Origin of the sequence: Streptomyces sp. LaBMicrA B280 (assembly GCF_049222185.1) — a bacterium.
GTDB classification, from domain to species: Bacteria; Actinomycetota; Actinomycetes; order Streptomycetales; family Streptomycetaceae; genus Streptomyces; species Streptomyces murinus.
Genome location: NZ_JBMJCT010000010.1, coordinates 43,514 through 68,777 on the forward strand (window position 1 = coordinate 43,514; position 25,264 = coordinate 68,777).

The window sequence follows — 25,264 nt, forward strand, 5'->3', positions numbered from 1 at the left end:
GCTCAGTCGGCCCCGGCCTCCGGGGCCGACGGAATCTCCGTCATCGCCACCGCCCGCCGCTCCCGCCGCGAGATCTCGCACGCCTCGGCGATCCGCAGGGCCTCAAGGGCCTCCTGGCCGTCGCAGGGGTTGGCGCGGGTGCCGTGCAGCACCTCCACGAAGGCGCACAGCTCGGCCTCGTACGCGGGCGCGAAGCGTTCCAGGAAGCCGGTCCAGGGCTTGTCCGCGGGCGGTGGTCCGGTCGGTTCGGTGGAGGCGAGCGGGGTGCGGTCGTCCAGGCCGACCACCACCGTGTCGCGCTCCCCGGCCAGCTCCATGCGGACGTCGTAGCCCGCGCCGTTGGTGCGGGTCGCGGTCGCGGTGGCCAGGGTGCCGTCGTCCAGGGTGAGCAGCGCCGCGCCCGTACAGGCGTCACCGGCCTCGCGGAACATCGCGGGGCCCGCGTCCGAACCGGCCGCGTAGACGTCGCTCACCTCCCGGCCCGTCACCCAGCGCAGGATGTCGAAGTCATGGATGAGCGTGTCCCGGAACAGCCCGCCGGACGGCCGCAGCCAGTCGGCGGGGGGAGGGGACTGGTCGCAGGTCAGGGCCCGTACGGTGTGCAGCCGGCCGAGCCGCCCGGCGCGCACCGCCGCGCGCGCCCCGGCGTACCCCGCGTCGAAGCGGCGCTGGAAGCCCAGCTGGAGCACCGTGCCGGCCGCCGCCACCTCGGCGAGCGCCTGGAGCGTGCCCGGCAGGTCCAGGGCGACCGGCTTCTCGCAGAAGACCGGCAGGCCCGAGCGCGCCGCCCGGCCGATCAGCTCGGCGTGGGCCGCGGTCACCGTGGTGATCACCACCGCGTCCACACCCCAGCGGAAGATCTCGTCCACCCCCGGCGCCGCCGTCTCGCCCAGCCGGTGCGCGAGCCGCTGCGCCCGCACCGGATCGGCGTCCGTCAGGATCAGCGAGCCGACCTCGCGATGGCGGCTGAGCGTGTTCGCGTGAAGGGTGCCGATGCGGCCCGTACCGATGACCCCGATGCGCATGGAAACAAAGTGACGGCGCCTCCCGGCCCCTGTCAATTCGTATGTCAGGACAACCGGACTTCACGACTTCCCGTCAACTGCGCACACGGCTACGCTCGGGCCCGTGCCGAAACCAGATGTGGACCCGACCGTCCCGCTCGAACTCCGCGTGGACCGCGGTTCCCCGGTGCCGCTGTACTTCCAGCTGTCCCAGCAGCTGGAGGCCGCGATCGAGCACGGAAGTCTGACCCCCGGGAGCCTGCTGGGCAACGAGATCGAGCTGGCCGCGCGGCTCGGCCTGTCCCGGCCCACCGTCCGCCAGGCCATCCAGTCCCTGGTCGACAAGGGGCTGCTGGTGCGCCGCCGGGGCGTCGGCACCCAGGTCGTGCACAGCAGGGTCAAGCGCCCGCTGGAGCTGAGCAGCCTCTACGACGACCTGGCGGCGGCGGGCCAGCGCCCCACGACGAAGGTCCTGGTCAACACGGTCGTCCCGGCCACCGCCGAGATCGCCGCCGCGCTCGGCGTCACCGAGGGCGGCGAGGTCCACCGCGTCGAACGGATCCGGCTCGCGCACGGCGAGCCGATGGCGTACCTGATCAACCATCTGCCCCCCGGACTGCTCGACCTGGACACCGCCCGGCTGGAGGCGACCGGCCTGTACCGGCTGCTGCGCGCCGCCGGGATCACCCTGCACAGCGCCCGCCAGTCGATCGGCGCCCGCGGCGCCACCGCCATGGAGGCCGAGCGGCTCGGCGAGGCCGACGGCGCCCCGCTGCTCACCATGTGCCGCACCACCTACGACGACACAGGGCGCGCGGTCGAGTACGGCGACCACACCTACCGCCCGAGCCGCTACGCCTTCGAGTTCCAGCTGCTCGTACGGCCCTGACCGCACCCATCGTTCGTCGTATCGTCCGGTCGGCGTTCGTCGCATTGTCCGGACAAGGTGACCGGAATCTCCTCCCCGGCCGTCCGCCCGCCCACCCCGGTGACCGATACTGAAGTGTTTGGGGCTGGTGAGGTCGCCGCCGGGACACACCGACGGTGAGGTCGCCCGCCCCATCCGCACATCGGAGCAAGGACAGCTGAGAGTCAGCTGGAGACAGCGAGAAGGGCACGGCCTCGTGGCACGGTTTCGGACCTGGGCAGTCATGGCGCTCGCAGGGGCACTCTCGGTGTGCCTGGCGGGCTGCAGCAGCACCGGCGGGAAGCGGGCCGAGGACGCCCGCAAGGCCGCCGTCGCCCAGGGCAGGGCGGCGGTGAACACCCCCCGCTGGACCTTCGCGATGATCACGCACTCGGGAGACGGCGACACCTTCTGGGACATCGTGCAGAGCGGCGCCAAGCAGGCCGCCGTCAAGGACAACATCAACTTCCTGTACTCGCACGACGACGACGCCCAGCAGCAGGCGCAGCTGGTGGACGCGGCGGTCGACAAGAAGGTCGACGGCATCATCGTCACCCTGGCGAAGCCGGACGCCATGAAGGCCGCCGTGCAGCGCGCCGAGAAGGCCGGCATCCCGGTGATCACGGTCAACTCCGGCTCGGAGGAGTCCAAGGCGTTCGGCGCGCTCACCCACATCGGCCAGGACGAGACCATCGCCGGTGAGGCGGTCGGCGACGAGCTGAACAAGCGGGGCAGGAAGAAGGCCCTGTGCGTGCTGCACGAGCAGGGCAACGTGGGCCACGAGCAGCGCTGCGACGGCGTCGCCAAGACCTTCAAGGGCAAGCTCCAGAAGCTCTACGTCAACGGCACGAACATGCCCGACGTGCAGTCCGCCATCGAGGCCAAGCTCCAGGCCGACAAGTCCCTGGACAGCGTCGTCACCCTCGGCGCGCCCTACGCCGACACCGCCGTGAAGGCGAAGAACGACGCGGGCAGCAAGGCCGAGGTGGACACCTTCGACCTCAACGCGCAGGTCGCGGCTTCGCTCCAGCACGGCACCCTGGGCTTCGCGGTGGACCAGCAGCCGTACCTCCAGGGGTACGAGGCGGTCGACCTGCTGTGGGCCTACAAGTACAACGGCGACGTCCTCGGCGGCGGCAAGCCGGTGCTGACCGGCCCGCAGATCATCACCAAGGACCAGGCGGCCACGCTGGCCGCGTACACCGAGCGGGGCACCCGATGACCGCCGAGCGGACCACCGGGCGGAACGCGGTCGAACAGCAGGCCGGGGCGCCGGTGGCCGACGAGCGGATCCTGCGGACCTCCCCGCTGAAGAAGCTCCTCGGCCGCCCGGAGCTTGGCTCGGTCGTCGGCGCCCTCGCCGTCTTCGTCTTCTTCGCCCTCATCGCCGACGGCTTCCTGCGCGCCGCCAGCCTCAGCACCGTCCTGTACGCCTCCTCGACCATCGGGATCATGGCCGTACCGGTCGCGCTGCTGATGATCGGCGGCGAGTTCGATCTGTCGGCCGGTGTCCTCGTGACGTCCTCGGCGCTGATCTCCTCCATGTTCAGCTACCAGATGACGGCGAACACCTGGGTCGGCGTCGGCGTGTCCCTGCTGGTCAGCCTCGCCATCGGCGCCTTCAACGGCTTCATGCTCACCCGCACCAAGCTGCCCAGCTTCATCATCACGCTGGGCACCTTCCTGATGCTGTGCGGCATGAACCTCGGCTTCACCAAGCTGATCGACGGCACGGTCTCCACCAAGACCATCGCCGACATGCAGGGCTTCTCCAGCGCCCGCGCCGTCTTCGCCTCCACGGTCACCGTCGGCGGCGTCGACTTCAAGATCACCATCCTGTGGTGGCTCGCCCTGGTCGCCCTCGGCTCCTGGATCCTGCTGCGCACCCGCGTCGGCAACTGGATCTTCGCGGTCGGCGGCCACGAGGACGCGGCCCGCGCGGTCGGCGTGCCGGTGGCCAAGACGAAGATCGGCCTCTACATGGGCGTCGCGTTCGGCGCCTGGATCTCCGGCCAGCACCTGCTCTTCTCCTTCGACGCCGTCCAGTCCGGCGAGGGCGTCGGCAATGAGCTGATCTACATCATCGCGGCCGTCATCGGCGGCTGCCTGATCACCGGCGGCTACGGCAGCGCGGTCGGCTCCGCGGTGGGCGCCCTGATCTTCGGCATGACCAGCAAGGGCATCGTCTTCGCCGAGTGGAACCCCGACTGGTTCAAGTTCTTCCTCGGAGCGATGCTGCTCCTCGCGACCCTGCTCAACGCCTGGGTCCGCAAGCGCGCGGAGGCGACGACATGACGGACGACATGCAGGACGACATGACGGCCGGGACCACGGACGAGACCACCCCGACGGCGATGGCGACGGCGGCTGCGACGACGGCCGCGCCCGCCCTGGTCGAGCTGTCCGGCGTCGGCAAGCACTACGGCAACGTACGCGCCCTGGACGGCGTGTCCCTCCAGGTGCACGCGGGCGAGATCACCTGCGTCCTCGGCGACAACGGGGCGGGCAAGTCCACCCTGATCAAGATCATCGCCGGACTGCACCAGCACGACGGCGGCACCCTGGGCATCGAGGGCGAGGAGACCCGTCTCGCCTCCCCGCGCGACGCCCTGGACCGGGGCATCGCCACGGTCTACCAGGACCTGGCCGTCGTGCCCCTGATGCCGGTCTGGCGCAACTTCTTCCTCGGCTCCGAGCCCCGCAGGGGCACCGGCCCCTTCAAGCGCCTGGACACCGCCCTGATGCGCCGCACCACCCGCGAGGCGCTGCTGCGCATGGGCATCGACCTGCGCGACGTCGACCAGCCCATCGGCACCCTGTCCGGCGGCGAACGCCAGTGCGTGGCCATCGCCCGCGCCGTCCACTTCGGCGCCAAGGTCCTCGTCCTGGACGAGCCGACCGCGGCCCTCGGCGTCAAGCAGTCCGGCGTGGTCCTCAAGTACGTCGCCGCGGCCCGGGACGAGGGCCTGGGCGTCGTCCTGATCACCCACAACCCGCACCACGCGTACCTGGTGGGCGACCGGTTCGTGCTGCTGCGCCGCGGCACGATGGTGGGCAATCACACACGGGACGAGATCACCCTGGACGAGCTGACCGCGCAGATGGCCGGCGGCTCCGACCTGGACGTCCTGCGCCACGAACTCCAGCGCGACTGAGGGCCCCGAGGGGCGCCGCGGTCAACCGGGACACCACCGGGATCGCCCGCCCCTCGCCCTCGCCCTGTACGGCACCCTTACCGTCGTTGAGGCACAATCGACCAACGATGAGCACCTATCGCGACCTCACGGCCCCCATCGGCTCCCGCCGCGCCCCCGTCCTGCGGACGGTCGGCACCCGGGAGCGCCGGTCCCACCTGACGGCCCCCCGTGTCCCCACCGTCGGCATCGACATCGGTGGCACCAAGGTGATGGCGGGCGTCGTGGACGCCGACGGCAACATCCTGGAGAAGCTCCGCACGGAGACCCCGGACAAGTCGAAGAGCCCCAAGGTCGTCGAGGACACCATCGTCGAGCTGGTCCTGGACCTCTCCGACCGGCACGACGTGCACGCGGTCGGCATCGGCGCCGCGGGCTGGGTCGACGCGGACCGCAACCGCGTCCTGTTCGCCCCCCACCTGTCCTGGCGCAACGAACCGCTGCGCGACCGGCTCAGCGGCCGCCTCTCCGTGCCGGTGCTCGTGGACAACGACGCCAACACCGCCGCCTGGGCCGAGTGGCGCTTCGGCGCCGGGCGCGGCGAGGACCACCTGGTGATGATCACACTGGGTACCGGTATCGGCGGCGCGATCCTGGAGGACGGCCAGGTCAAGCGGGGCAAGTTCGGCGTCGCGGGCGAGTTCGGCCATATGCAGGTCGTGCCCGGCGGCCACCGCTGCCCGTGCGGCAACCGCGGCTGCTGGGAGCAGTACAGCTCCGGGAACGCCCTGGTCCGCGAGGCGCGCGAGCTGGCCCAGGCCGATTCGCCGGTCGCCTACGGGATCATCGAACACGTCAAGGGCAACATCGGCGACATCACCGGGCCGATGATCACCGAGCTGGCCCGCGAGGGCGACGCGATGTGCGTGGAGCTGCTCCAGGACATCGGCCAGTGGCTCGGCGTCGGCATCGCCAACCTGGCCGCCGCCCTCGACCCCTCCTGCTTCGTCATCGGCGGCGGCGTCTCGGCCGCCGACGATCTGCTCATCGGACCCGCCAGGGACGCCTTCAAGCGCCATCTCACCGGCCGCGGCTACCGCCCCGAGGCCCGTATCACCCGCGCCCAGCTCGGCCCCGAGGCCGGCATGGTGGGCGCGGCCGACCTGGCCCGCCTGGTCGCCCGCCGGTTCCGGCGCGCCAAGCGCCGCCGGGTCGAGCGGTACGAGCGCTACGAGCGGTACGCCCAGGCCCGCCGCGAACGGGACACCGCATGACCGCCTCCACCTCCCTGCCCCGCCAGACCGCCCCGCCGCAACCGGCGCGGAGGCCTGGCGAGGACCCCCGCCACAAGGCCAGGCGCCGGGCGCTGACCCTGCTGATCATCGTGCTGCTCATCGGGGTGCCGGCCGGTTATCTGGTGATCTCGGCGAACCAGAGCCGCAACAGCGGCAAGGACAAGGAGCACAAGTACTCCGCGACCGGCCTCACCTCGGGCTGGCCGTCGAAGGTGCAGCGCCGCCTCTACCAGGTGAACGTCCCGCGCCCCGCCGACCGCATCGCGTCGTACGAGACCAACAACTGGAAGACCAGCCGCCTGTACGTGCAGTTCCGCACCAACCCGGCCGGTCTCGACACCTTCCTCCAGTCCATGGGCGCGCGCCGCGACGAGCTGAGGAAGGGCGACATCGCCGTCAGCGCCCGCGACCGCAAGGTCAGCGGCTGGACCTTCGGCGGCTCCGGCTCCTGGTACGGCCTCACCCACACCCAGAAGAACCCGGCACCCACCCAGGACGTGGTCGTGAACATGGCCGACCCGAACATTCCGACGGTGTACGTGGTGTCGAGGACGGTGCCGTAGCCGTCGTACGGGAGGTGTCCGGCTAGTCTGCGGGCATGTCGGTGTCGGGGGGCGGGCGCCCGGTGGGTCTGGTCGGTCGCGGGTCGGAGCGTGCGGCGCTCGGACGGCTGGCCGACGGCCTGCGCGGTGGCGGGAGCAGGGCGCTGGTGGTGGCCGGGGAGCCGGGCACCGGCAAGACGGCGCTGCTGGAGGATCTGGCCGAGCGGGTGCCGGACTGCCGGGTGCTGCGGGCGTCGGGCGTCCAGTCGGAGATGGAGCTGGCGTTCGCCGGGCTGCACCAGTTGTGCGCGCCGCTGCTGGACCTGCTGGAGGCGATCCCCCCGCCGCAGGCGGCCGCGCTGCGGACGACGTTCGGGCTGAGCGCCGGTCCGGTCCCGGACCAGCTGCTGGTCGGCCTCGGAGTGCTGAGCCTGCTGGCGGAGGCGGCGGCCGACCGGCCGCTGCTGTGCCTGGTCGATGACGAGCAGTGGCTCGACCGCGCCTCCGCCCAGGCCCTGGGGTTCGTGGCCCGCAGGCTGGGCGCGGAGTCGGTGGGCCTGGTGTTCGGCACCAGGGCCGTGAGCGATGAGCTCCAGCGGCTGCCGCGGCTGACCGTCGAGGGCCTGGGCACCGAGGAGGCGTGCGCGCTGCTGGACTCGGCACTGACCGTCACGGTGGATCAGCGGGTACGGGACCAGATCGTCGCCGAGACCCACGGCAACCCGCTGGCACTGGTGGAGATCCCCCGCGATCTGGCGGCCGCGCACCTTGCGGGGGGATTCGGGCTCGTGGCCGCCATGGCCGTCCCGAAGAGCGCGGAGGACATGTTCCGTCGCCGGATCGAGGCGCTGCCGGTGGACAGCCGGACCCTGCTGCTGGTGGCCGCGGCCGAGCCGACCGGTGATCCGGTGCTGCTGTGGCGTGGCGCGGAACGGCTCGGACTCTCCGCCCTGGCCGCCGGGCCGGCGGTCGACGCGGGCCTGATCGAGCTGCGGGCCCGGGTACGGTTCCGGCACCCGCTGGTGCGTTCGGCCGTCTACCGGACGGCGACAGCCGCGCGGCGGCGGCTGGCACACGGCGCTCTGGCGGCGGTGACGGACCCGGCCGCGGACCCCGACCGGCGGGCCTGGCACCGGGCCCAGGCGGCGGAGCACGCCGACGAGGCCGTCGCCGAGGACCTGGAGCGGTCCGACGCTCTTCCGATCTCGTTCCTCCAGCGAGCGGCGCTGCTGACACCCGACCCCGGGCGCCGGACCCGGCGGGCGCTGGCCGCTGCCCAGGCCAAGCTCTCGGCGGGCGACTTCGACACGGCGCAGGAGGTGCTGGCCCTCGCCGAGGCCGGTCCCCTCGGTGAGAGCGAGCGGGCGCGGGTCGCCCTCGTGCGGGCCCGGCTCGCGTTCGCCACGAGCAGGGGCAGCGAGGTGCCGCCCCTGCTCCTGCGGGCCGCCCGGCGGCTTGAGCCGGTCGACGCCGCTCTGGCCCGCATGACGTACCTGGACGCGATACGCGCGGCGGTGTACGTGGGTCGTTTCGCCGGTCCCGGTGCCGACCTCCCGTCGGTGGCCGACGCCGTGGAATCGGCCGCTCTCGCGCCGGACGGCTCCGGCGAGGCCGATCGCCTGCTGGACGCCCTCGCCGCCGGCTTTCCCCGCGCGGGCCTGCCGGTGCCGCGGTTCATCACGGCGCTGCGCGGCCTCGGGGACCCGGGAGGGACCCTCGAAGGCGAGGCGCGCCGGCTGTCGATGACCGCCTTCGCCGCCTCCGGCGTGTGGGACTACGACCGCTGGGAGATGCTGATCGGCCGTTACGTCGACCTGTGCCGACGACACGGTGCGCTGACCGAGCTCCGCCTCGCCCTGACCGCCCGTTCGATCCAGCTCCTGGTCGCGGGGGAACTGGTCGCCGCGGACTCGGCGGTGGAGGAGCTGCGGGCGGCCGTCGCCGCCACCGGCGGCACCCTGGCGCCCTACGGCGCCGTGGCGTCGGCCGCGTTCCGCGGCCACGAGGCGACGGCGTCCGCTCTGATCGAGACGGCGGTCGAGGACGCCGAGCGGCGCGGCGAAGGGCTGGCGGTCACCGTCGCGGAATGGGCCGGGGCGGTGCTCGGCAACGGACTGGGCCACTACCAACGGGCCCTGGCGGCGGGCCGGCGGGCCGTCGCGTACCCGCATGAGGATCTCGGGCTGCGCAACTGGGCACTGGCGGAGACGGTCGAGGCCGCGGTGCGCAGCGGCGACCTCCGGGCCGCGACGACCGCCTGCCGCCTGCTGGCCGAGACGACCCGGGGAAGCGGTACCGACTGGGCGCTGGGCGTCCAGGCGCGGTGCGGAGCGCTGCTCGCTTCGGGTGGCCGGGCCGATGACCTGTACCGGGAGTCGATCGCCCGGCTGGGCCGGACCCGGGTCCGCGCGGAACTCGCCCGCGCGCATCTGCTCTACGGGGAGTGGCTGCGCCGGGAACGCCGACGCGCCGATGCCCGCACCCAGCTGCGGGCGGCCCACGAGCTGTTCGACGCGATGGGCATGGCGGCGTTCGCCGAGCGCGCCGGCCGTGAGCTGTGGGCCACCGGGCAGACGCCGCGGCGGCCCGGCGGCGACCGCGCGGGCGAGCTGACGGCCCAGGAGACCCAGGTGGCGAAGCTGGCGCGGGACGGCCTGACCAACCCCGAGATCGGCACCCGGCTGTTCATCAGCGCCCGGACGGTCGAGTACCACCTGAGCAAGGTCTTCACCAAGCTGGGCATCACCTCCCGCACCCAGCTCGACCGGGTGCTGCCCCAGCCTGCCCCGGGTCCGCCGTCCGGTCGTCCGCGGTGCCCAGTCGTTCCCGTCGCCGACCGGGGAGCTGGACCAGGGACTCCCTGATGCGCGCCGTTCCCGCGATTTCCGATCATGCAAGGGCCGAGCAGGCGGCGCGTCCGCGCCGCCGCCCCCTCGATCAGGAGACGCCTCATGACGGGAACCGACTCACCCACGATCGTCTTGGTCCACGGCGCCTTCGCCGACGCCTCCGGCTTCGCCGGGCTCACCGCGGAACTCACCGCCTTCGGCCACCAGGTGGTCGCTCCCGCCAACCCGCTGCGGGGCCTCGCCCACGACGCCACCGCGCTGCGTGCCGTGCTCTCGGCCGTCGAAGGGCCGGTCCTGCTGGTCGGCCACTCCTACGGCGGTGCGGTGATCGGACAGGCCGCGGCCGGTCTCGACAACGTCCTCGGGCTGGTCTACCTGGCCGCGTTCGGCCCGGCGGCCGGGGAGAGCTGCGCGGGCGTCCAGGCGCCGTTCCCGCCGTCGTTGCTGGCCGCCACCGTCGAGCCCACCCCCTACGACGCCCCCGGCGCCGCCGGGGGACCCGACCTGTACATCCGGCGTGACCGCTTCCGCGAGACGTTCTGCGCCGATGTCCCCGTCGACGTGGCCCGGGCCATGTGCGCCGCCCAACGCCCCCTCGCGGCGGCCGCGTTCAGCGAGAACGCCACCGCGGCGAGCTGGCGGGACCTGCCCACCTGGTACCAGCTCGCCCGCCGGGACAACGCGATCCCGCCGCAGGCGCAGGAGTTCATGGCCCAGCGGATGAAGGCGACGGTCCAGGAGGTCGACGGCTCCCACGCCGCGTTCATCGCCCAGCCGGTACGCGCCGCTGCGCTCATCACCACGGCGCTCTCCCAGCTCTGAGCGTCCGCCCCTTTTCGCCGTGCTGCGGGGTGCCGTCCTCCGACCGTCCGCCGGAGTAGTTTCTGGACTTGAAAGTCCAAAAAATAGGGAGCACAGTTCTGGGTGTCCGAGTCCAAAAGGTTCTTTCGCGCTCGGCCGCGGCACCGCCTCCACCACCTACGTCGAAGAGGGCCCATGACCCAGAACATCCCCACCCCGAAGCGGCTCACCGGGCACCGTGCCCTGGTCACCGGATCCACCTCCGGGATCGGTCGCGCCGTCGCGGAGGCGCTCGCGCGCGAAGGCGCCACCGTGGTTGTCTCCGGCCGTGACGCCCTCCAGGGCGAGGCCGTCCTCGCGGGCATCAGGGCGGAGGGCGGGGCCGCGCACTTCGTCGCCGCCGACCTCGCCGAAGGCGCGAGTGCCGTCGAGAGCCTCGTGGCAGGTGCGACCGATGCCGCCGGCGGAGCGATCGACCTGCTCGTCAACAACGCGGCCCAGCTGATCCCCGCGCAGTCGCTCCTCGATGTCGACGAGTCACTCGCCGACCGGGCGCTGGCCGTGAACGTCAAAGCGCCGGCCCTGCTGACCAGGGCCGTCGTCCCCGGCATGCTCGCGTCCGGCGGCGGTGCCATAGTCAACATGGGCTCGGTCAACGGCGTGGTCGGCATGCCGGTGGCCGCCCTCTACGGCGCGACGAAGGCGGCCCTGCACTCCCTCACCGCCTCCTGGGCCGCCGAACTCGCCGCGCGGGGCATCCGGGTCAACGCGGTCGCCCCGGGACCCACGATGACGCCCGCCAACGCGCCCTACCACGAGAACCTGCGCCAGTTGACAGCGGCCGTCCCGGACCGGCGCCCGGGTACCGGCGAGGAGGTCGCCGCGGCCGTGGTCTTCCTGCTCGGCGACCAGGCCGCCCACATCCACGGCGCCGTACTGCCCGTCGACGGCGGCCTGCTCGCGGCCCGCTGAGCTGTCGCTTCCGCGTACGCATACGACACGCACCTTGTTCTTCCGCCCGCCGCTCGAAGGCTCCCGCGGTCCGCGAGCGGCGGGGCGGAGTCCCCGCATGATCACCCGTGAGATCGGAGTACGACCATGAAGCGCACCACCCGGTTCGTCAGCCTTCTCGGTGCGGCGGCCGCCGTGACGGGGGCGGCCCTGGCCGTCGGACCCGGCGCGAGCGCCGACCCCGCGGCTCACCCGCATCCGGTGGCGCTCGCGAGCGCCGCGGTCTCGCAGAAACCCACCGTCGTCCTGGTGCACGGCGCCTGGGCCGACGCCTCCGGCTGGACCCCGGTCGCCGAGAAACTGCAGAAGGACGGCTACACCGTCAAGGCGCCCCCGAACCCGCTGCGGGGCCTCACCTCGGACGCGCAGTACATCGCCGCCTACCTCAAGCAGATCCAGGGTCCGATCATCCTGGTCGGCCACTCCTACGGCGGCGCCGTCATCACCGACGCCGCCGTCGGCAACCCGAACGTCAAGGCACTTGTCTACATAGCCGCGTTCGCGCCCGCCGAGGGCGACTCCCTGGCCGGGCTGAACAGCAAGCCGGTGGCCCACCCCATCCCCCCGGTCCCGGCCCAGCCCTCGACCTACCCGAAGCCGGACGGCGGCACGGGCACGGAACTGACCATCGACCCCGCCAAGTACGGCGACGTGTTCCTCGACAACGAACTCCCGGCGTCCGAGGCACAGGCGCTCGCGGCGGAGCAGCGGCCCCTCAGCCTCGACTCCGTCAACGAGCGGTCCGGCACTCCGGCCTGGGCGTCCGTCCCGTCCTGGTACATGGTGGCCAAGCAGGACCACGCCATCGCACCCGACCTCGAGCGCTTCATGGCCGCCCGGGCCCACGCGCACACCGTCGAGGTGAACGGCCCCCACCTGATCATGTTCACCAACCCCAGGCCCGTGACCGCCCTCATCGAGCGGACGGCGACCGCGACCGCGCGCTGATCCGCCCGCCGGTCACCCGCGAGGGGCCGCGCTCCGGAGGCCGGATTGCCGTGCACGCGGGGGGCGTACCGGTGGCCGACGGCGCGGCGGCCCGGGGATCCCGCTTCGGCTACGCCGCGTACGCCCGCAGCAGGACGAGCGTCTGGCGCAGGGCGGAACCGAGATGCCGGTGGGAGCCGGTCGCCTTGTCGATGACCGCGCCGCCCTGAAGCGCGGCGAGCACGGTGGAGGCGAGCTCGGGGACCGGGGCGTTCGCTCGCAGCAGACCGGCGTCCCGCATGGCCCGCAGCTGATCGCAGAGCGTCTCGGCCCACAACTCGTATGTACGGCCGACGAGATCGCGGGTGAGCTTGTCCGTGTCCAGGGCGCGGCCCGCCAGCGCGGCCACCTCGCAGGCGTCGTCCTGGGACTGCCGCTCGTGCAGCCGCAGGATCTGCGCGATCCAGTCCTCCCAGTCCTGCCAGGTCGCCAGTGCCGCCGGGGCCTCGGCCTCCGCGAGCCGGGCGAGGTGGCGCGCGGCGGCCTCCCGGCGCAGCTCGTCCCGCCCGCCCGGGAAGTAGTGGAACAGCTGTCCCTTGCTGGTGCGGGTCACGCGCATGACGTCGTCGAGGTTGATGCCGTTCCCGGTGACCAGGAGATCGGCGGCAGCCTCCAGGATCCGCGCCTTGGTCGCTTCTCCCTTGGGTGTGGGCATGAAGCGATCCTAGCAATGTGGACTTTGAAGTCCATAAATGAGATCGGATGGTCATGGACGCGAGAGTCCAGAAAATATCCAGGCGCTCCCGTTGGGCCGGTGCCCTGCTGATCCTGGCGGGCGTCCAGTACGTCGTACTGGAGTACCTCACCGCCTCGGCGTGGCACCGCCCCTCCTACAGCTACGCCGTCAACTTCATCAGCGACCTCGGCAACCCCGTCGCGGGCGACGTATTCGCCGGGCGGCGCATCGACTCGCCGCTGCACCTGGTGATGGACGCGGCGTTCATCACCCAGGGAACGCTCTTCATCACGGCCGCCGCGCTCCTTCTCGGCACCGCGGCCGCCCGGCGGGGGCGGTGGCTGTTCGGCCTGGCGATCGCGCACGGCGTCGGGGTGATCCTCGTCGGCCTCTTCCACGAGTCGGCCGCCGCACTGCACAACGGCGTGATCGTGGGACACAGCATCGGGGCGGCCGTCACGATCCTCGCGGGGAACGTGATCGCGCTCATGGCGGGCGCCGACGGGCCCCGCGTGGGCGCACCACGCCCGCTCCGAAGAGCCGCGACGGCCCTCGGGATCCTCGGCCTGGCCGCGTTCGCGTTGTTGCAGCTCGACCGGCCCCTCTACGACACGGCCGGCGGCGTCCCCGAGCGCATCGCGGTCTACACGATCCTGGCGTTCGAGGTGCTGGTGGGCGGCTGGCTGCTCGCTCGACGCCCGCGGCCACCGCTCGACCCCCCGGTCCTCGGTGTCTTCGAGGAACGCGCGTCGCGGACCGGGTGAGCGAGCCGTCACGGCGGGGCCCCGGGCGGCCGTCGGGGCCGGTTGTCAGACCCCGCCCGTAGAGTCGGAGGCGTCGGATCCGATGTGCGGCGGGAGGTGGCGGAGCGTATGAGCGGTGTGGCGATGGCGGCCGAGCGGACGGCGGGTTCCCGGACGGCGTCCGGCGAGGAACCGGTGCCGGTGCGGCTGGCCGCGGTCTATCTGCCCGCGCCGCTGCCCCGCGAGGGCCGTATCGCCTTCTGGGACCCCGCGGGCGAGCCCCTGCCCCCCGCGTCCGCCGACCCCGAGGAGCTCACGGTCGTACGACGGCACGGCGCCGGAGCGCGCCGCCGCCAGGTGCCCGCGCTGGGCCTGCCGCTCGCCGCGGCCCTGCCCCTGCTGGTCCGCTCGGGCAGGTGGACGCCGACGCGCTCCAGTTCGGCGGTGAGGTCCTCCAGGACGTCGCCGACGGCGTCGGCGTGCAGTTCGTCCAGGTAGTAGATGGCGTTGCGGGCCTCGTCGGCGGGTTCGTGGACGCGGCCCTCGCCGTGCGCCGCGCCGGACGGGTGTGGCCGCCCCTGGACCGGCTCGCCGAACAGGACGTGCCCGACGTCCTCGCCCTGTCCGAGGAGGAAGTGGGCGACCTGCTCGGCGTCGCGGCGAGCCGCCTCGCCGCCGCCGGGGTCGCCGTGCACTGGCCCCGGGACCTCGCCCGCGACCTCACCGCCACCGCCGAGGTACGGCCCGCACCCGGCTCCGCGACCGACGGCACCGGCTTCTTCGAGAGCGAGGACCTGCTGCGCTTCCGCTGGCAGCTCGCGCTCGGCGGGGACCCGCTGGACGAGGCCGAGATGGACGCCCTCGCCGAGGCCCACCGTCCCGTCGTACGACTGCGGGACCGCTGGGTGCTCGTCGACCCCGCCCTCGTCCGCAAGGCCCGCAAACGGGAACTGGGCCTGCTCGACCCCCTCGACGCGCTGTCCGTGGCGCTCACCGGCACCGCCGAGGTCGACGGCGAGACCGTCCGGGCCGTGCCCGTCGGCGCCCTCGCCACCCTCCGCGACCGCCTCACCGCGGGCCTGCGCCCCGCCGAGCCGCCCCCGGGACTCGCCGCCACCCTGCGCGACTACCAACTGCGCGGACTCGCCTGGCTGGACCTGATGACCTCCCTCGGACTCGGCGGCTGCCTGGCCGACGACATGGGTCTCGGCAAGACCGTCACCCTCATCGCCCTGCACCTCAAGCGGGCGCGCAGCGAACCCACCCTCGTGGTCTGCCCCGCCTCCCTGCTGGGCAACTGGCAGCGGGAGATCACCCGGTTCGCCCCCGGCGTCCCCGTCCGCCGCTTCCACGGCACGGAACGCACCCTGGCCGGACCCGACGGCGGCTTCGTCCTCACCACGTACGGCACCATGCGCTCCGCCGCGGCCCAACTCGCCGAGCACCCCTGGGGGATGGTCGTCGCGGACGAGGCCCAGCATGTGAAGAACCCCTACTCGGCCACCGCCAAGGCGCTGCGCACCATCGAGGCGCCCGCGCGGGTGGCGCTCACCGGCACCCCGGTGGAGAACAACCTCTCCGAGCTGTGGGCCCTGCTCGACTGGACCACCCCCGGGCTCCTCGGCCCGCTGAAGTCCTTCCGCGCCCGGCACGCCCGCGCGGTGGAGAACGGCGAGGACCAGGAGGCCGTGGACCGGCTCGGCCGTCTCGTGCGGCCCTTCCTGCTGCGGCGCAGGAAGTCCGACCCCGGCATCGTCCCGGAGCTGCCGCCGAAGACCGAGACCGACCACCCGGTGCCGCTCACCCGCGAACAGGCCGCGCTGTACGAGGCGGTGGTGCGTGAGTCGATGCTGGCCATCGAGACCGCCGAGGGCATCGCGCGCAGGGGCCTCGTGCTGAAGCTGCTCGGCGCGCTGAAGCAGATCTGCGACCACCCCGCGCTCTATCTCAAGGAGGCCGGGGCCACCGACCGGCTGGTCCACCGCTCGGGCAAACTCGCCCTGCTGGACGAGCTGTTGGACACGGTCCTCGCCGAGGACGGCTCGGTGCTCGTCTTCACCCAGTACGTCGGCATGGCCCGGCTGATCACCGCCCATCTCTCCGCCCGCGCGATCCCCGTGGAACTGCTGCACGGCGGCACCCCGGTGCCGGAGCGCGAGCGCATGGTCGACCGCTTCCAGGACGGCGGTACCCCGGTGCTGGTCCTCTCCCTGAAGGCCGCGGGCACCGGCCTGAACCTCACCCGCGCCGGGCATGTCGTGCACTTCGACCGCTGGTGGAACCCGGCCGTCGAGGAACAGGCCACCGACCGCGCCTACCGCATCGGCCAGACCCAGCCCGTCCAGGTCCACCGCCTGGTCACCGAGGGCACCGTGGAGGACCGGATCGCCGAGATGCTCGCCGCGAAGCGGGCGCTGGCCGACGCCATCCTCGGCTCCGGCGAGGCCGCCCTCACCGAACTGACCGACCGCGAGCTCTCCGACCTCGTCTCCCTGCGGAGCACCCCATGACCCCCACCGACTCCAACCGCCCGGCCGACCTCGCCCGCGAGGCCCTGCGGGCGGCCCGACGCCGGGCACGGGCCCTGCCGGGGGCGGAGCGGGCGGTCTCGGAGGGGCGGCGGGGGCTGGACGAGGGGTTCGACGGGGAGCGGGACAGCGGGGGGCGGGCACGTCCGGGGGCGGAGCGGGCGGTCTGGGAGGGGGGCCTGGGGCTGGACGTGGGGTTCGAGGGAGAGCGGGCACGTCCGGGGGCGGAGTCGGCCGTGCCCGGTGCGGACGGGGTGGTCGACGACGGGCCGACGGGAGACAGCTCCGCCGCAGCGGGGACGGCCGGGTCGGTCGCCGAGTCCGGTGCGGTCGGCCTCGGCACGCAGCCGGACCGGGCGGGCGAGCCGGGGCTCGACGGCTCCGAGGGCCGTACCGCCGAGCCCGCGCCCAGGCCAGGGGATGCCGCGAGGGCGGCACTGCGGGCAGCCGCCGTCGGCGGCAGCCGCGTCGAGCGCGCGGGACACCAGGACGAGGACACCGGCCAGGGCCGGAATGTCGGCTTCGGCCACGGCACCGGGCAGGGCGGGGACGTCGGCTTCGGGCACGGTACCGACCAGGGTCACGGCGCCGGGCAGAGCCGGGGCGTCGGCTTCGGTGACGACACTGGCCAGGGCCAGGACACCGGCCTCGGTCACGGCACCGGCCGGGGCCAGGAAACCGGCCTCGGTCACGGCACCGGCCGGGGCCAGGAAACCGGCCTCGGTCACGGCACCGGCCGGGGCCAGGACACCGGCATCGGTCACGACACCGGCCGGGGCCAGGACACCGGCCTCGGTCACGGCACCGATCAGGGTCACGGCGCCGGGCAGGGCCGGGACGTCGGTCTCGCTCACGGCACCGGCCAGGTCCACGGCACCCACCAGGGCCGGGACATCGGCTCCGGCCACGGACCCGGCGGGGCCCAGGACACCGGCTTCGGCCATGGCTCCGCTCCCGACCGTGACCTCGGCCCTGATCGTGCGCCGCGCCCTGACCGTGCGCCGCACTCCGACCGTGACCTCGGCCCCGACCGCGCACCCCACTCCGACTGCGTGCCGCACCCTGACCATGCCCCCGCTCCCGATCGCGCGCCCCACCCCGACCAGAACCCCGCGCCCGGCGGCGTCTCCGGCCCTCGCCCCGATCTCGCGCCCCACCCCGACCGTGCCCCCGCTCCCGGCGGCGTCTCCGGCCCTCGCCCCGATCCACACCCCAGCCCCAGCGCCAGCCCCAGCCCCGACCCCGGACCGCGTTCCGTCTCCGACGGCACCCCCCGGCCCCGTCCCGGGGACATCGCCCGAGAGGCGCTGCGGGCCGCGCGGCGTGAGGCGTTGCGGGTGGAGGCGGAGGCGGCGGAGGCCGATCGTGGGGGGCGGCGTAAGGCCGGGCGGTCGGTGGGGACCGGCGCGGAGGCCCGGGCCAAGGGCGTGCCCTCCCTCGCGCCCGCCGCCGAGCACGACCCCTCCCGTGCCGCGCGGCTCAAGGCGGCCGGTGAGATGCGGCGGTTCCTCAAGGACGCCTTCCGGATGCCCCCGGAGACCGATACCGCGCCCACTCTCCCCGAACCCGAACCCGAACCCGAACCCGAGCACGAGCCCGCCGTGTCGCACGCGCCGCCCACCATGGCCACCCCGCACCGGGACGGTGAACACCGCCGTACGTTCCCGGCGTTCGCGCCCCGCGGGGAGCGGGCCGAGGACGGGCCGTTCGCCCGGACCTGGTGGGGGAACGCATGGGTGGAGGCGCTGGAGCGGGGCGCGCTGGACGCCAAGCGGGTGGCGCGCGGCCGGGGGTACGCGGACCAGGGGCATGTGGACGCGATCACCGTCACCCCGGGATCGGTCCTCGCCTATGTGCGGGGGAGCCGCCCCCGCCCGTACCGCGTCCAGGTGCGGGTACGGCCGCTGGAGGACGCCGAGTGGGAGCGGTTCCTGGACGCCGCCGTCGACCGGCCCGGCCATATCGCCGCGCTGCTCGACAAGGAGCTGCCGCACTCCCTCGCCGACTGCGGGGTCCCGCTGCTGCCCGGCCCCGGCGACCTCGCCCCGCGGTGCAGCTGCCCCGACTCGGGTCACCCCTGCAAGCACGCGGCCGCCCTCTGCTACCAGACGGCGCGGCTGCTCGACGCCGACCCCTTCGTGCTGCTGCTCCTGCGCGGCCGGGGCGAGCGGGAGCTGCTCGACGCGCTCTCCCGGCGCAGCGCCGCCCGCGCGGCCCGCGACGGACGCGACCGGGCGCCTTCGGCCGAGCATCGTCTCGGTGCGGCGTGGCATGCCTCGACAGTACGTGACGCACCTGTCGGCGCACTGTCAGGTACCCCCGTCAGGCGCCGTCCGCGCCCGGCGGCCCGGACCCGTTCGCGCTGGACCAGCTGGCGACCGACGCCGCCGCCCGCGCGCACGCGCTGCTCGGCACCGGACGCGACCCGGTCGGCGAGCTGTCCCTGTGGCAGGACGCGGTACGGCTCGCCGCCGCCCGCCCCGGATCCGGGCTGACCGTGACGACCCGCGCGCTCTACGCGACGCTCGCCCAGGCCACCGACCGCACCCCGGGCGACCTCGCGCGGGCCGTCGCCGCCTGGCGGCAGGGCGGGGTGGCGGGGCTGGCCGTCCTGGAGGAGCCGTGGGACCCCCCGGCCGGCCGCTTCGACCGGGCCCGGCCGCTGCTGCTCGCCGCCGACCTGCCCGCGTTCCGGCCCTGGCGCAACCGCCTCACCCACCCGCTCGGCCGGCTCCAGCTCCGCCTGGGCCGCGACGGACTCTGGTACGGCTACGAGTCCGAGCCCGGCGAAGAGGACTGGTGGCCCCGGGGCACCCCTGACCTGGACCCGGTCGGCGCGCTCACCGGACTCGGCACCCCGGACAGCGCCTGACCGACCCCGCCGAACGCACCGGCCTCGCCGAACGACCCGCTCCCGCCGGGACATGGAAAAGGCCGGTGCCGGCAGCGTGGGAGCTGCCGGCACCGGCCTTCGGTGCGGGGACCGCGTCGATCAGTGCGATCAGTACGCCGAGTTGACGTTGTCGATCGAACCGTAGCGGTGGGCGGCGTAGTTGGCCGCGGCGGTGATGTTCGCCACCGGGTCGGTGATGTTCTTCGCGGTACCGGAGACGTGGTACGCGTTGAAGGTGGGGGAGATCACCTGGAGCAGACCCTTGGACGGAACGCCGTTCTTGGCGTTGATGTCCCAGTTGTTCTGCGCGTTGGGGTTACCGCCGGACTCGCGCATGATGTTGCGCTTCAGACCGTCGTAGCTACCGGGGATGCCCTTGGCCTTCATGATGGCCAGCGACTGCTTGATCCAGCCGTCCAGGTTGTTGCCGGAGCCCGCCTTGGCGGCGGTGGTGTGGGATGCCTTGACCACAGAGGCGTGCACCTGCGGCATCTCGGCGGCCTGCGCGCCGGTCGGCACCAGGGTCAGGGCCGCGGCAGCGGCTCCGGTGGTGGCGAGACCGGTGACGGCGAGGCGGGCGATGCGGGTGCGGGTGGTGGCCATGGTCATGCGTGAACTCTTCCTCTGGGGGACAAGGTCGTGCCTGCCGCGAATCTCGCGGTGGCGGTGGGGCGGTGTGCCCCGCGCTGCGGGTGGGACCGGGCGACTCCGGCGGAGATCCGCTCGGTCCGGCCCGTTGCTTCCCGGCAACGACAGCAATGGTTAGCCGGGGCCGAAGTGCTTGGCAAGGATGTGACGTACTACCCCTCTTCGGAGCAATGCCCGTTATGTACCGATATGGAGATGTCTGCGCAGCTCAGGGCGTCCCGTTCCTACGGCCCGCCCTAGGACGTGATCTGGCTCCTATGGGTGGCGTCACAAGCAGGGGCCCCAAAACGGCCTGGATCGGCCCCGATTCGGGGGAGCGGGGGCCGGCCGCGCGAGGGGTCGCGGGGTCTCGTTTCCGGACGCGCCGCAAGGGCGCGGTGACGGTCCGTGGAGCACACCAAGGCTTCGCTACGGCGTCCCCAGCGATCCCTGGGGTTGACGGCGCCCTGGGCGCAAACTGATGATCTTGCCGGACATCCTGACGATTCCCCGGTCGCTGCCGCGGCCCAAGGAGAGGGCACCCCTTCTATGGACACCGCGCCGGACACCGCGCCCGCAACGCCCTGGACCATCGCCGTGCTGGGCCCCGGGGGCGTCGGCGGCCTCCTCGCGGCCCTGCTCTCCCGCGCCGGACACCGGGTGATCTGCCTGGCGGGCGAGGACACCGCGCGGACGCTCGCCCGGGACGGCATCCGGGTGTCCAGCGGGCAGCACGGCGACTTCACGGCACCGGTGGAGGCGGACACCGAACTGCGCGAGCCCGTGGACCTGTGCCTGGTCACCGTCAAGCACACCGCGCTCGACGCGGCGCTCGACCGGGTGCCGCCGCAGTATGCCCAGGGCTTTGTGCTGCCGCTGCTCAACGGCGTCGAGCACGTCGCCGCGCTGCGCGCACGCCACGGCGCCGAGCAGGTCGTACCGGCCGTCATCCGGGTCGAGTCCACCCGTACCGCCGCGGGCGTCGTCGAGCACGGCAGCCCCTTCACCGAGATCGATGTGACCGGCGCCGACGAGGCCCGGCTCGCGCCGCTGGCCGCCGTGCTGAACGCCGCCGGGGTGAAGACCCGCACGGTCGCCGACGAGAACGCCGCCCTCTGGGCCAAGCTGGCCTTCCTCGCGCCCTTCGCCCTGCTCACCACGCGCTACGGGCTGTCGATCGGCGGCATCCGCGACGAGCACCCCAAGGAGCTGGCGGCGCTGGTCGAGGAGACCACCGCGGTGAGCCGGGCCTGCGGGGGACCGGGCGACGCCGCCCAGGTGCTCGCGCGCTACGACGCCTTCCCGGCGGGGAGCAAGTCCTCCATGCTGCGGGACGCGGAGGCCGGCCGGGCGCTGGAGCTGGACGCGATCGGCGGCGCCGTACTGCGGGCGGCCGAGCGGCACGGCATCGAGGTGCCGCTCGCCACCCGCCTGGTCGCGGAACTGGCCGACGGCGCGGCGACGGCCCCCTCCGTCTGACCACCGGCCCGCGGGGCGGCACGGCTCAGGACGTCTTCCGCTCCTCGGCCGTGCCGCCCCGCGCGTCGAGGTGGGCGATCACCGTCTCGGCGAAGGCGTGCGCGGAGGGGGACAGCGCCGACCACTGGCGGGCCGCCCAGCCGACCTCCAGCGGCACCAGCCCGCGCACCGGGATCAGCCGGAGCGGGTCCGGGCGCGAGGTCACCCCCGGGACCGCGGGCACCAGCGCGTGACCCAGGCCCAGCTCGGCCAGCAGCAGGGCGGTGTCCCAGTCGGTGGCGCTGGTGGGGCCGAGGCCCAGCCGCTCGTCCACCTGCCGTCCGGAGCTGGTGCCGGCCGGCGGCCGGATCAGCTGGGTGCGGGAGAGATCCGCGAGGGACAGGGCGGCCTCGGCGGCGAGGGGATCGTCCCGGTGCACGGCCAGCACCCAGTCCAGGTCGATCACCGGACGCTGCTCCAGGCCGTGCACGTCCGGAGTGATGGTGACCCAGGCCAGCTCGACGAGGCCCTTGCGCAGCGCGTCCAGGCAGCGCTCGCTGGAGCGCTCGGTGTGGAACTCCAGGCGCACCTCGGGAAAGGTGTGCCGGAACTCCTTGACCGAGGCGCCCATGAAATGGCGGATCGTGGTGCTGCCCGTGGCGATCGCCACACTGCCGTGCCGGCCCGTGCGCAGTTCGTCCAGCAGCCGCATGGCGTCGTGCAGCGCGGTGAGCCCCTCCTGCACGGCGCGGTGCAGGATCAGCCCCGCCCCGGTCGGCACCACCCCGCGCGGCCGGCGCTCGACCAGCGGCAGCCCGGTCTCCTTCTCCAGCCGCCGGATGTGCTGGCTCACGGCGGACTGGGTGCACTTCATCTCGCGGGCCACCGTGCTGAGGTTGTGCGCCTCGCACACGGCCGCGAACACCTTCAGGTCTTCCAGGGTCACCACGGCATCGTAGGGAGGAGACCCAAGGGAACGCTTGGGTTTTCGCCAGAAAACTCCAGGATTGACTGGAGTTCTCGGCCTCTGAGATCTTGATCGGGCGCGGCGGCAACCTGCCTGTGACAGTACGAGCCCTGAGCATGCGGGGCCTCGGACGGCTTGCGTCCCGGGCGGGTGCCGACCGTTCGCCGCGCGCGGCGCCGCCCGGTCCGGGGGAGACGACCCCCGTCGCGGACGGCGCCCGCATGTGCCGCGCCCCGGTCAGCGCAGCGTGGGCCGCTCCTCGGACCAGAGGTCCTCCCGGCCCAGCTCGGACACCTCGTACTTGCCGAGCGAACTGAGCAGCATCCGCATCTCCAGCGCCAGGCACTCCACCAGGTTCACCAGACCGCCGTCCGGATCCGCGTCCACCGCCGCGAGCGCGGCCCGGCCGAGACCCACGGCGCGGGCGCCGAGCGCGAGGCACTTGGTGGCGCGCGCCCCCTCCCAGATCCGCCCGGTGACGAGCAGGCAGTGGTCCTGGGGGTCGACCCGGTCGAGGCACTCCGCGAGCGGCAGCCCGACATGGCCGAGGAACGCCCGGGGCGCCCAGCCGGTGCCGCCCTCGGCGCCGTCCACGCCGACCGCGTCCGCCCCGGCCGTCCAGGCGACGGCCGCGGCCTCGCCCACATCGCGGGCCGGCGGCAGCTTCACCCACACCCGGCAGCGCGGATAGTTGTTCCGCATGAGCCGGATCTGCTGCCGCAGGATCTCGTCGGTGAAGGTGCCCGGACTGCTGCACCGCAGCACCGCGTCGCTGTCGGCGCCGAAGACGTCCATGAGGTCGTACTGCGCGGAGAGCGCGGCGGCCTTCTCGCGCGGTACGAGCGTCATGCCGCCGAGTCCGGGCTTGGCGCCCTGGCCCACCTTCAACTCGAAGGCCAGACGGCCCGATTCGAGCAGCGGCCGCACCGCGGGATCGCTGTGGACGAGGTTCCAGACCTCGGCGTCGGCGTCCTCGGTGCTCTGCTGGACGACGACACCGCCCTGTCCGTCGGGGACGGCCGCCGCGTACTCGGTGATTCTTTGCAGCAGCGAGCTGGGAGCCGTCCGCGCCATCCGGCCGTAACCGGCGACGGGGACGATGTTCTCGCCAATGACCATGGGGATGCCCAGCCGGCCCGCCTGGCGTGCTACGGCCCGGCCGAGGTCGCCGCCGGCGACCCGGGTCGAGCCGAACGCGGAGACGTAGACGGGCAGCGGAGAGCTGAACCCCCCGATGGTGGTGGCGAGTTCGGCGTCCCCGACCACCGGCTCACGGCCCAGGTCGATCAGCCGCTCAAGGCGCCGGGGCACGAAGACCGGGGGCACCAGGCGGGTCCGGTCGATCGCGTCCAGGGGCGCGTCCGGCTCCGCGGGCTGCTGCCCGAACATGGTCGTCCCGTAGCCGTCGGCGTCGGGGAACGCCATCGCGGTGCCGTGCCGGGCGCGTTCCGCCACCTGCCGCCGGGGGAAACCCGGGGCGTGCAGATCGGTCATGGCCGCGGGTCCCCCGGGAGCTTCGGGTAGCCCGACGCCTGCCAGGCCGCGTCGAGACCGCACAGGAACCGGGTGAAGCGCTCCACGCCGAGCCCGAAACCGGCGCTGGACGGGAGTCCCTCCCGGGCGAGGGTCAAGTACCAGTCATACTTCGCGGGGTTCTCCCCGGTCTCCCGGATGCGCATGACGAGATTGCGGTAGTCGGATTCGCGTTCGCTTCCGCTCATCATCTCGCCGAAGCCGCCCGGGAAGACGAGGTCGAAGTTGCGCAGCACCCCCGGCTCCGTCGTGCTCTCCTTGTCGTAGAAGCCGCGGGAGCCCTTGGGGTAGTCGGTGATGAAGAAGGGGTGGGCGGCGGCCCGGGAGATGATCTCCTCACCCTCCCAGTCGACCTCCGCGCCGGCCTCCTGCGCGTGCCCGCGCCCCTGGAGGTCCGCGACGACATCGGCGTGGCTCCGGCGGCCGTAGGGACCGGCGAGTATCTGCTTGAGGCTCTCCAAATCGCGTCCCAGAACGGCGAGTTCGGGCTGGGCGTGAACGAGGACGTACTCCACCACGTACTTCGTCAGCCGTTCGGCGATGTCCAGGGCGTCCTCCCGGGAGCCCTCGCCGATCTCCACGTCGAGCTGGTGGAACTCCACCAGATGGCGGTGGGTGACCGCGGTCTCCAGCGGTTCGAGCCGCACGTTCGGGGCCACGTGGAAGATCTTGTCGAAGCTGAGCAGGGAGGCCTGCTTGTACAGGATTCCGCTGGTCATCAGCTTGTAGCGGTGCCCGTAGTAGTCGATGTCGACCTGCTTGGCACCGCGGGCGCCGGGGTCGGTGACCGGTCCGATCGTGGGCGGCAGCAGCTCCTGGAAGCCCTCGCCGACCAGGAACTCCCGGGCTCCGGTGAGGAACTTGCTCTGCACGGCCAGCGTGGCGCGGGTCCGGTCCGACGTCAGGTGGGCGCGTGGGGTGGGCAGTTGGACCCTGCCTGTCTCCTGGGACAACCTCGTAACCTTTCATGTCCGTCGGTCACGTCGGCCGGCCGATCCGGGGCGAAACATTCCGCTCACCTCAGGCTGAACCAACGTTGAGAAATCATTTGCCTTTGCTCTGACCTATTTCGTAAGCGAACGCAAGCAAGGTGCAACCTTTGCCTGTGAGATGAAGCACAGCGCGACAAGGTTGTCTCTCGTCCGCAAAGTCAAAGTCGGCGGTTTACTCTCTACTGCGAGCAGCGCCGTGATCTTGACGTAACGTCAGGAGACGTGTCAAGGTCGGACGCATCTCGCGGGGCGTCAGTAAAGTTCTCCTGCTTCGCCATTTATCTCATTTGTTCGGCCGTCGGCTGTAAAGACCAAGT

General features: G+C 73.1%; 19 protein-coding genes and 2 pseudogenes. 15 read left to right on the top strand and 6 right to left on the bottom strand.

The window, feature by feature from the left end:
- Positions 1 to 2: 2 nt before the first annotated feature.
- Positions 3 to 1,025 (bottom strand): Gfo/Idh/MocA family protein, encoded by a 1,023-nt coding sequence (locus ACLF5H_RS09695; RefSeq protein WP_421675651.1) that lies wholly within the window; start codon positions 1,023 to 1,025, stop codon positions 3 to 5.
- Positions 1,026 to 1,143: 118 nt separating this feature from the next.
- Between ACLF5H_RS09695 and ACLF5H_RS09700 the strand changes: the two genes are divergently transcribed.
- From ACLF5H_RS09700 to ACLF5H_RS09745, 10 genes are all read left to right on the top strand, one after another.
- The gene (locus tag ACLF5H_RS09700) at positions 1,144 to 1,893 is read left to right on the top strand and encodes a GntR family transcriptional regulator (RefSeq protein ID WP_421675757.1); all 750 of its coding nucleotides are present in this window, start codon (positions 1,144 to 1,146) and stop codon (positions 1,891 to 1,893) included.
- Between the two features lie 235 nt (positions 1,894 to 2,128).
- Positions 2,129 to 3,133: a sugar ABC transporter substrate-binding protein gene (locus tag ACLF5H_RS09705; RefSeq protein ID WP_421675652.1), complete on the top strand. Its 1,005-nt coding sequence runs from the start codon at positions 2,129 to 2,131 to the stop codon at positions 3,131 to 3,133.
- The gene (locus ACLF5H_RS09710; protein WP_421675653.1) at positions 3,130 to 4,206 is read left to right on the top strand and encodes an ABC transporter permease; all 1,077 of its coding nucleotides are present in this window, start codon (positions 3,130 to 3,132) and stop codon (positions 4,204 to 4,206) included. Before ACLF5H_RS09705 ends, ACLF5H_RS09710 begins: the two co-directional genes overlap by 4 nt.
- Before the next feature lie 59 nt (positions 4,207 to 4,265).
- Positions 4,266 to 5,066, top strand: coding sequence for an ATP-binding cassette domain-containing protein (locus ACLF5H_RS09715; protein WP_421675758.1), 801 nt, complete (start codon positions 4,266 to 4,268; stop codon positions 5,064 to 5,066).
- Positions 5,067 to 5,173: 107 nt separating this feature from the next.
- A complete protein-coding gene (locus tag ACLF5H_RS09720) occupies positions 5,174 to 6,319 on the top strand; it encodes an ROK family glucokinase (RefSeq protein WP_085567314.1) in 1,146 nt (381 codons plus the stop codon).
- Complete coding sequence (locus ACLF5H_RS09725) at positions 6,316 to 6,903, top strand: sugar kinase (protein WP_421675654.1); 588 nt, start codon at positions 6,316 to 6,318, stop codon at positions 6,901 to 6,903. Before ACLF5H_RS09720 ends, ACLF5H_RS09725 begins: the two co-directional genes overlap by 4 nt.
- Positions 6,904 to 6,938: 35 nt before the next feature.
- Positions 6,939 to 9,746 carry an ATP-binding protein gene (locus ACLF5H_RS09730; protein WP_421675655.1) on the top strand — a complete coding sequence of 936 codons (2,808 nt, stop codon included), beginning with the start codon at positions 6,939 to 6,941 and terminating at the stop codon, positions 9,744 to 9,746.
- An 87-nt stretch (positions 9,747 to 9,833) separates the two neighbouring features.
- Positions 9,834 to 10,553 carry an alpha/beta fold hydrolase gene (locus ACLF5H_RS09735; RefSeq protein WP_421675656.1) on the top strand — a complete coding sequence of 240 codons (720 nt, stop codon included), beginning with the start codon at positions 9,834 to 9,836 and terminating at the stop codon, positions 10,551 to 10,553.
- Positions 10,554 to 10,727: 174 nt separating this feature from the next.
- On the top strand, positions 10,728 to 11,504 hold the full coding sequence (locus ACLF5H_RS09740) for an SDR family NAD(P)-dependent oxidoreductase (protein WP_421675657.1): 777 nt from the start codon (positions 10,728 to 10,730) through the stop codon (positions 11,502 to 11,504).
- 126 nt (positions 11,505 to 11,630) lie between these two features.
- A complete protein-coding gene (locus tag ACLF5H_RS09745; RefSeq protein WP_421675658.1) occupies positions 11,631 to 12,491 on the top strand; it encodes an alpha/beta fold hydrolase in 861 nt (286 codons plus the stop codon).
- A gap of 109 nt (positions 12,492 to 12,600) precedes the next feature.
- On the opposite strand, the gene ACLF5H_RS09750 is transcribed toward ACLF5H_RS09745, so the two are convergent.
- Complete coding sequence (locus tag ACLF5H_RS09750) at positions 12,601 to 13,185, bottom strand: TetR/AcrR family transcriptional regulator (protein WP_421675659.1); 585 nt, start codon at positions 13,183 to 13,185, stop codon at positions 12,601 to 12,603.
- A 53-nt stretch (positions 13,186 to 13,238) separates the two neighbouring features.
- On the opposite strand from ACLF5H_RS09750, the gene ACLF5H_RS09755 reads away from it, so the two are divergent.
- The 4 genes and pseudogenes from ACLF5H_RS09755 (at position 13,239) to ACLF5H_RS09770 (ending at position 19,349) form a co-directional block, all read left to right on the top strand.
- Positions 13,239 to 13,970 carry a DUF998 domain-containing protein gene (locus ACLF5H_RS09755; RefSeq protein WP_421675660.1) on the top strand — a complete coding sequence of 244 codons (732 nt, stop codon included), beginning with the start codon at positions 13,239 to 13,241 and terminating at the stop codon, positions 13,968 to 13,970.
- Positions 13,971 to 14,078: 108 nt separating this feature from the next.
- Complete coding sequence (locus ACLF5H_RS09760) at positions 14,079 to 14,447, top strand: hypothetical protein (RefSeq protein ID WP_421675761.1); 369 nt, start codon at positions 14,079 to 14,081, stop codon at positions 14,445 to 14,447.
- 32 nt (positions 14,448 to 14,479) lie between these two features.
- Positions 14,480 to 16,459, top strand: a pseudogene (locus ACLF5H_RS09765) (DEAD/DEAH box helicase); the annotation flags it as partial.
- Positions 16,460 to 18,099: 1,640 nt separating this feature from the next.
- Positions 18,100 to 19,349: pseudogene (locus tag ACLF5H_RS09770) on the top strand (SWIM zinc finger family protein).
- 129 nt (positions 19,350 to 19,478) lie between these two features.
- On the opposite strand, the gene ACLF5H_RS09775 reads toward ACLF5H_RS09770, so the two are convergent.
- Positions 19,479 to 19,973 (bottom strand): transglycosylase SLT domain-containing protein, encoded by a 495-nt coding sequence (locus tag ACLF5H_RS09775; RefSeq protein WP_159708695.1) that lies wholly within the window; start codon positions 19,971 to 19,973, stop codon positions 19,479 to 19,481.
- A 573-nt stretch (positions 19,974 to 20,546) separates the two neighbouring features.
- On the opposite strand from ACLF5H_RS09775, the gene ACLF5H_RS09780 reads away from it, so the two are divergent.
- Positions 20,547 to 21,476, top strand: coding sequence for a ketopantoate reductase family protein (locus tag ACLF5H_RS09780; protein ID WP_421675661.1), 930 nt, complete (start codon positions 20,547 to 20,549; stop codon positions 21,474 to 21,476).
- A gap of 25 nt (positions 21,477 to 21,501) precedes the next feature.
- Here the strand turns inward: ACLF5H_RS09780 and ACLF5H_RS09785 are convergent, their stop codons facing one another.
- The 3 genes from ACLF5H_RS09785 to ACLF5H_RS09795 form a co-directional block, all read right to left on the bottom strand.
- On the bottom strand, positions 21,502 to 22,401 hold the full coding sequence (locus ACLF5H_RS09785) for a LysR substrate-binding domain-containing protein (RefSeq protein WP_421675662.1): 900 nt from the start codon (positions 22,399 to 22,401) through the stop codon (positions 21,502 to 21,504).
- 258 nt (positions 22,402 to 22,659) lie between these two features.
- A complete protein-coding gene (locus tag ACLF5H_RS09790) occupies positions 22,660 to 23,916 on the bottom strand; it encodes a glutamate synthase-related protein (RefSeq protein WP_421675663.1) in 1,257 nt (418 codons plus the stop codon).
- Positions 23,913 to 24,908, bottom strand: coding sequence for an asparagine synthetase A (locus tag ACLF5H_RS09795; RefSeq protein WP_421675664.1), 996 nt, complete (start codon positions 24,906 to 24,908; stop codon positions 23,913 to 23,915). The genes ACLF5H_RS09790 and ACLF5H_RS09795 overlap by 4 nt, the downstream gene beginning before the upstream one ends.
- Positions 24,909 to 25,264 lie beyond the last annotated feature (356 nt).

What these genes read in the sequence shown, in the direction of transcription:
- ACLF5H_RS09695 (WP_421675651.1), bottom strand. Translation starts at nt 1,025, where the DNA reads ATGCGCATCGGGGTCATCGGTACGGGCCGCATCGGCACCCTTCACGCG.
- ACLF5H_RS09710 (WP_421675653.1), top strand. Translation starts at nt 3,130, where the DNA reads ATGACCGCCGAGCGGACCACCGGGCGGAACGCGGTCGAACAGCAGGCC.
- ACLF5H_RS09715 (WP_421675758.1), top strand. Translation starts at nt 4,266, where the DNA reads ATGGCGACGGCGGCTGCGACGACGGCCGCGCCCGCCCTGGTCGAGCTG.
- ACLF5H_RS09720 (WP_085567314.1), top strand. Translation starts at nt 5,174, where the DNA reads ATGAGCACCTATCGCGACCTCACGGCCCCCATCGGCTCCCGCCGCGCC.
- ACLF5H_RS09725 (WP_421675654.1), top strand. Translation starts at nt 6,316, where the DNA reads ATGACCGCCTCCACCTCCCTGCCCCGCCAGACCGCCCCGCCGCAACCG.
- ACLF5H_RS09730 (WP_421675655.1), top strand. Translation starts at nt 6,939, where the DNA reads ATGTCGGTGTCGGGGGGCGGGCGCCCGGTGGGTCTGGTCGGTCGCGGG.
- ACLF5H_RS09735 (WP_421675656.1), top strand. Translation starts at nt 9,834, where the DNA reads ATGACGGGAACCGACTCACCCACGATCGTCTTGGTCCACGGCGCCTTC.
- ACLF5H_RS09740 (WP_421675657.1), top strand. Translation starts at nt 10,728, where the DNA reads ATGACCCAGAACATCCCCACCCCGAAGCGGCTCACCGGGCACCGTGCC.
- ACLF5H_RS09745 (WP_421675658.1), top strand. Translation starts at nt 11,631, where the DNA reads ATGAAGCGCACCACCCGGTTCGTCAGCCTTCTCGGTGCGGCGGCCGCC.
- ACLF5H_RS09750 (WP_421675659.1), bottom strand. Translation starts at nt 13,185, where the DNA reads ATGCCCACACCCAAGGGAGAAGCGACCAAGGCGCGGATCCTGGAGGCT.
- ACLF5H_RS09755 (WP_421675660.1), top strand. Translation starts at nt 13,239, where the DNA reads ATGGACGCGAGAGTCCAGAAAATATCCAGGCGCTCCCGTTGGGCCGGT.
- ACLF5H_RS09760 (WP_421675761.1), top strand. Translation starts at nt 14,079, where the DNA reads ATGAGCGGTGTGGCGATGGCGGCCGAGCGGACGGCGGGTTCCCGGACG.
- ACLF5H_RS09775 (WP_159708695.1), bottom strand. Translation starts at nt 19,973, where the DNA reads ATGGCCACCACCCGCACCCGCATCGCCCGCCTCGCCGTCACCGGTCTC.
- ACLF5H_RS09780 (WP_421675661.1), top strand. Translation starts at nt 20,547, where the DNA reads ATGGACACCGCGCCGGACACCGCGCCCGCAACGCCCTGGACCATCGCC.
- ACLF5H_RS09790 (WP_421675663.1), bottom strand. Translation starts at nt 23,916, where the DNA reads ATGACCGATCTGCACGCCCCGGGTTTCCCCCGGCGGCAGGTGGCGGAA.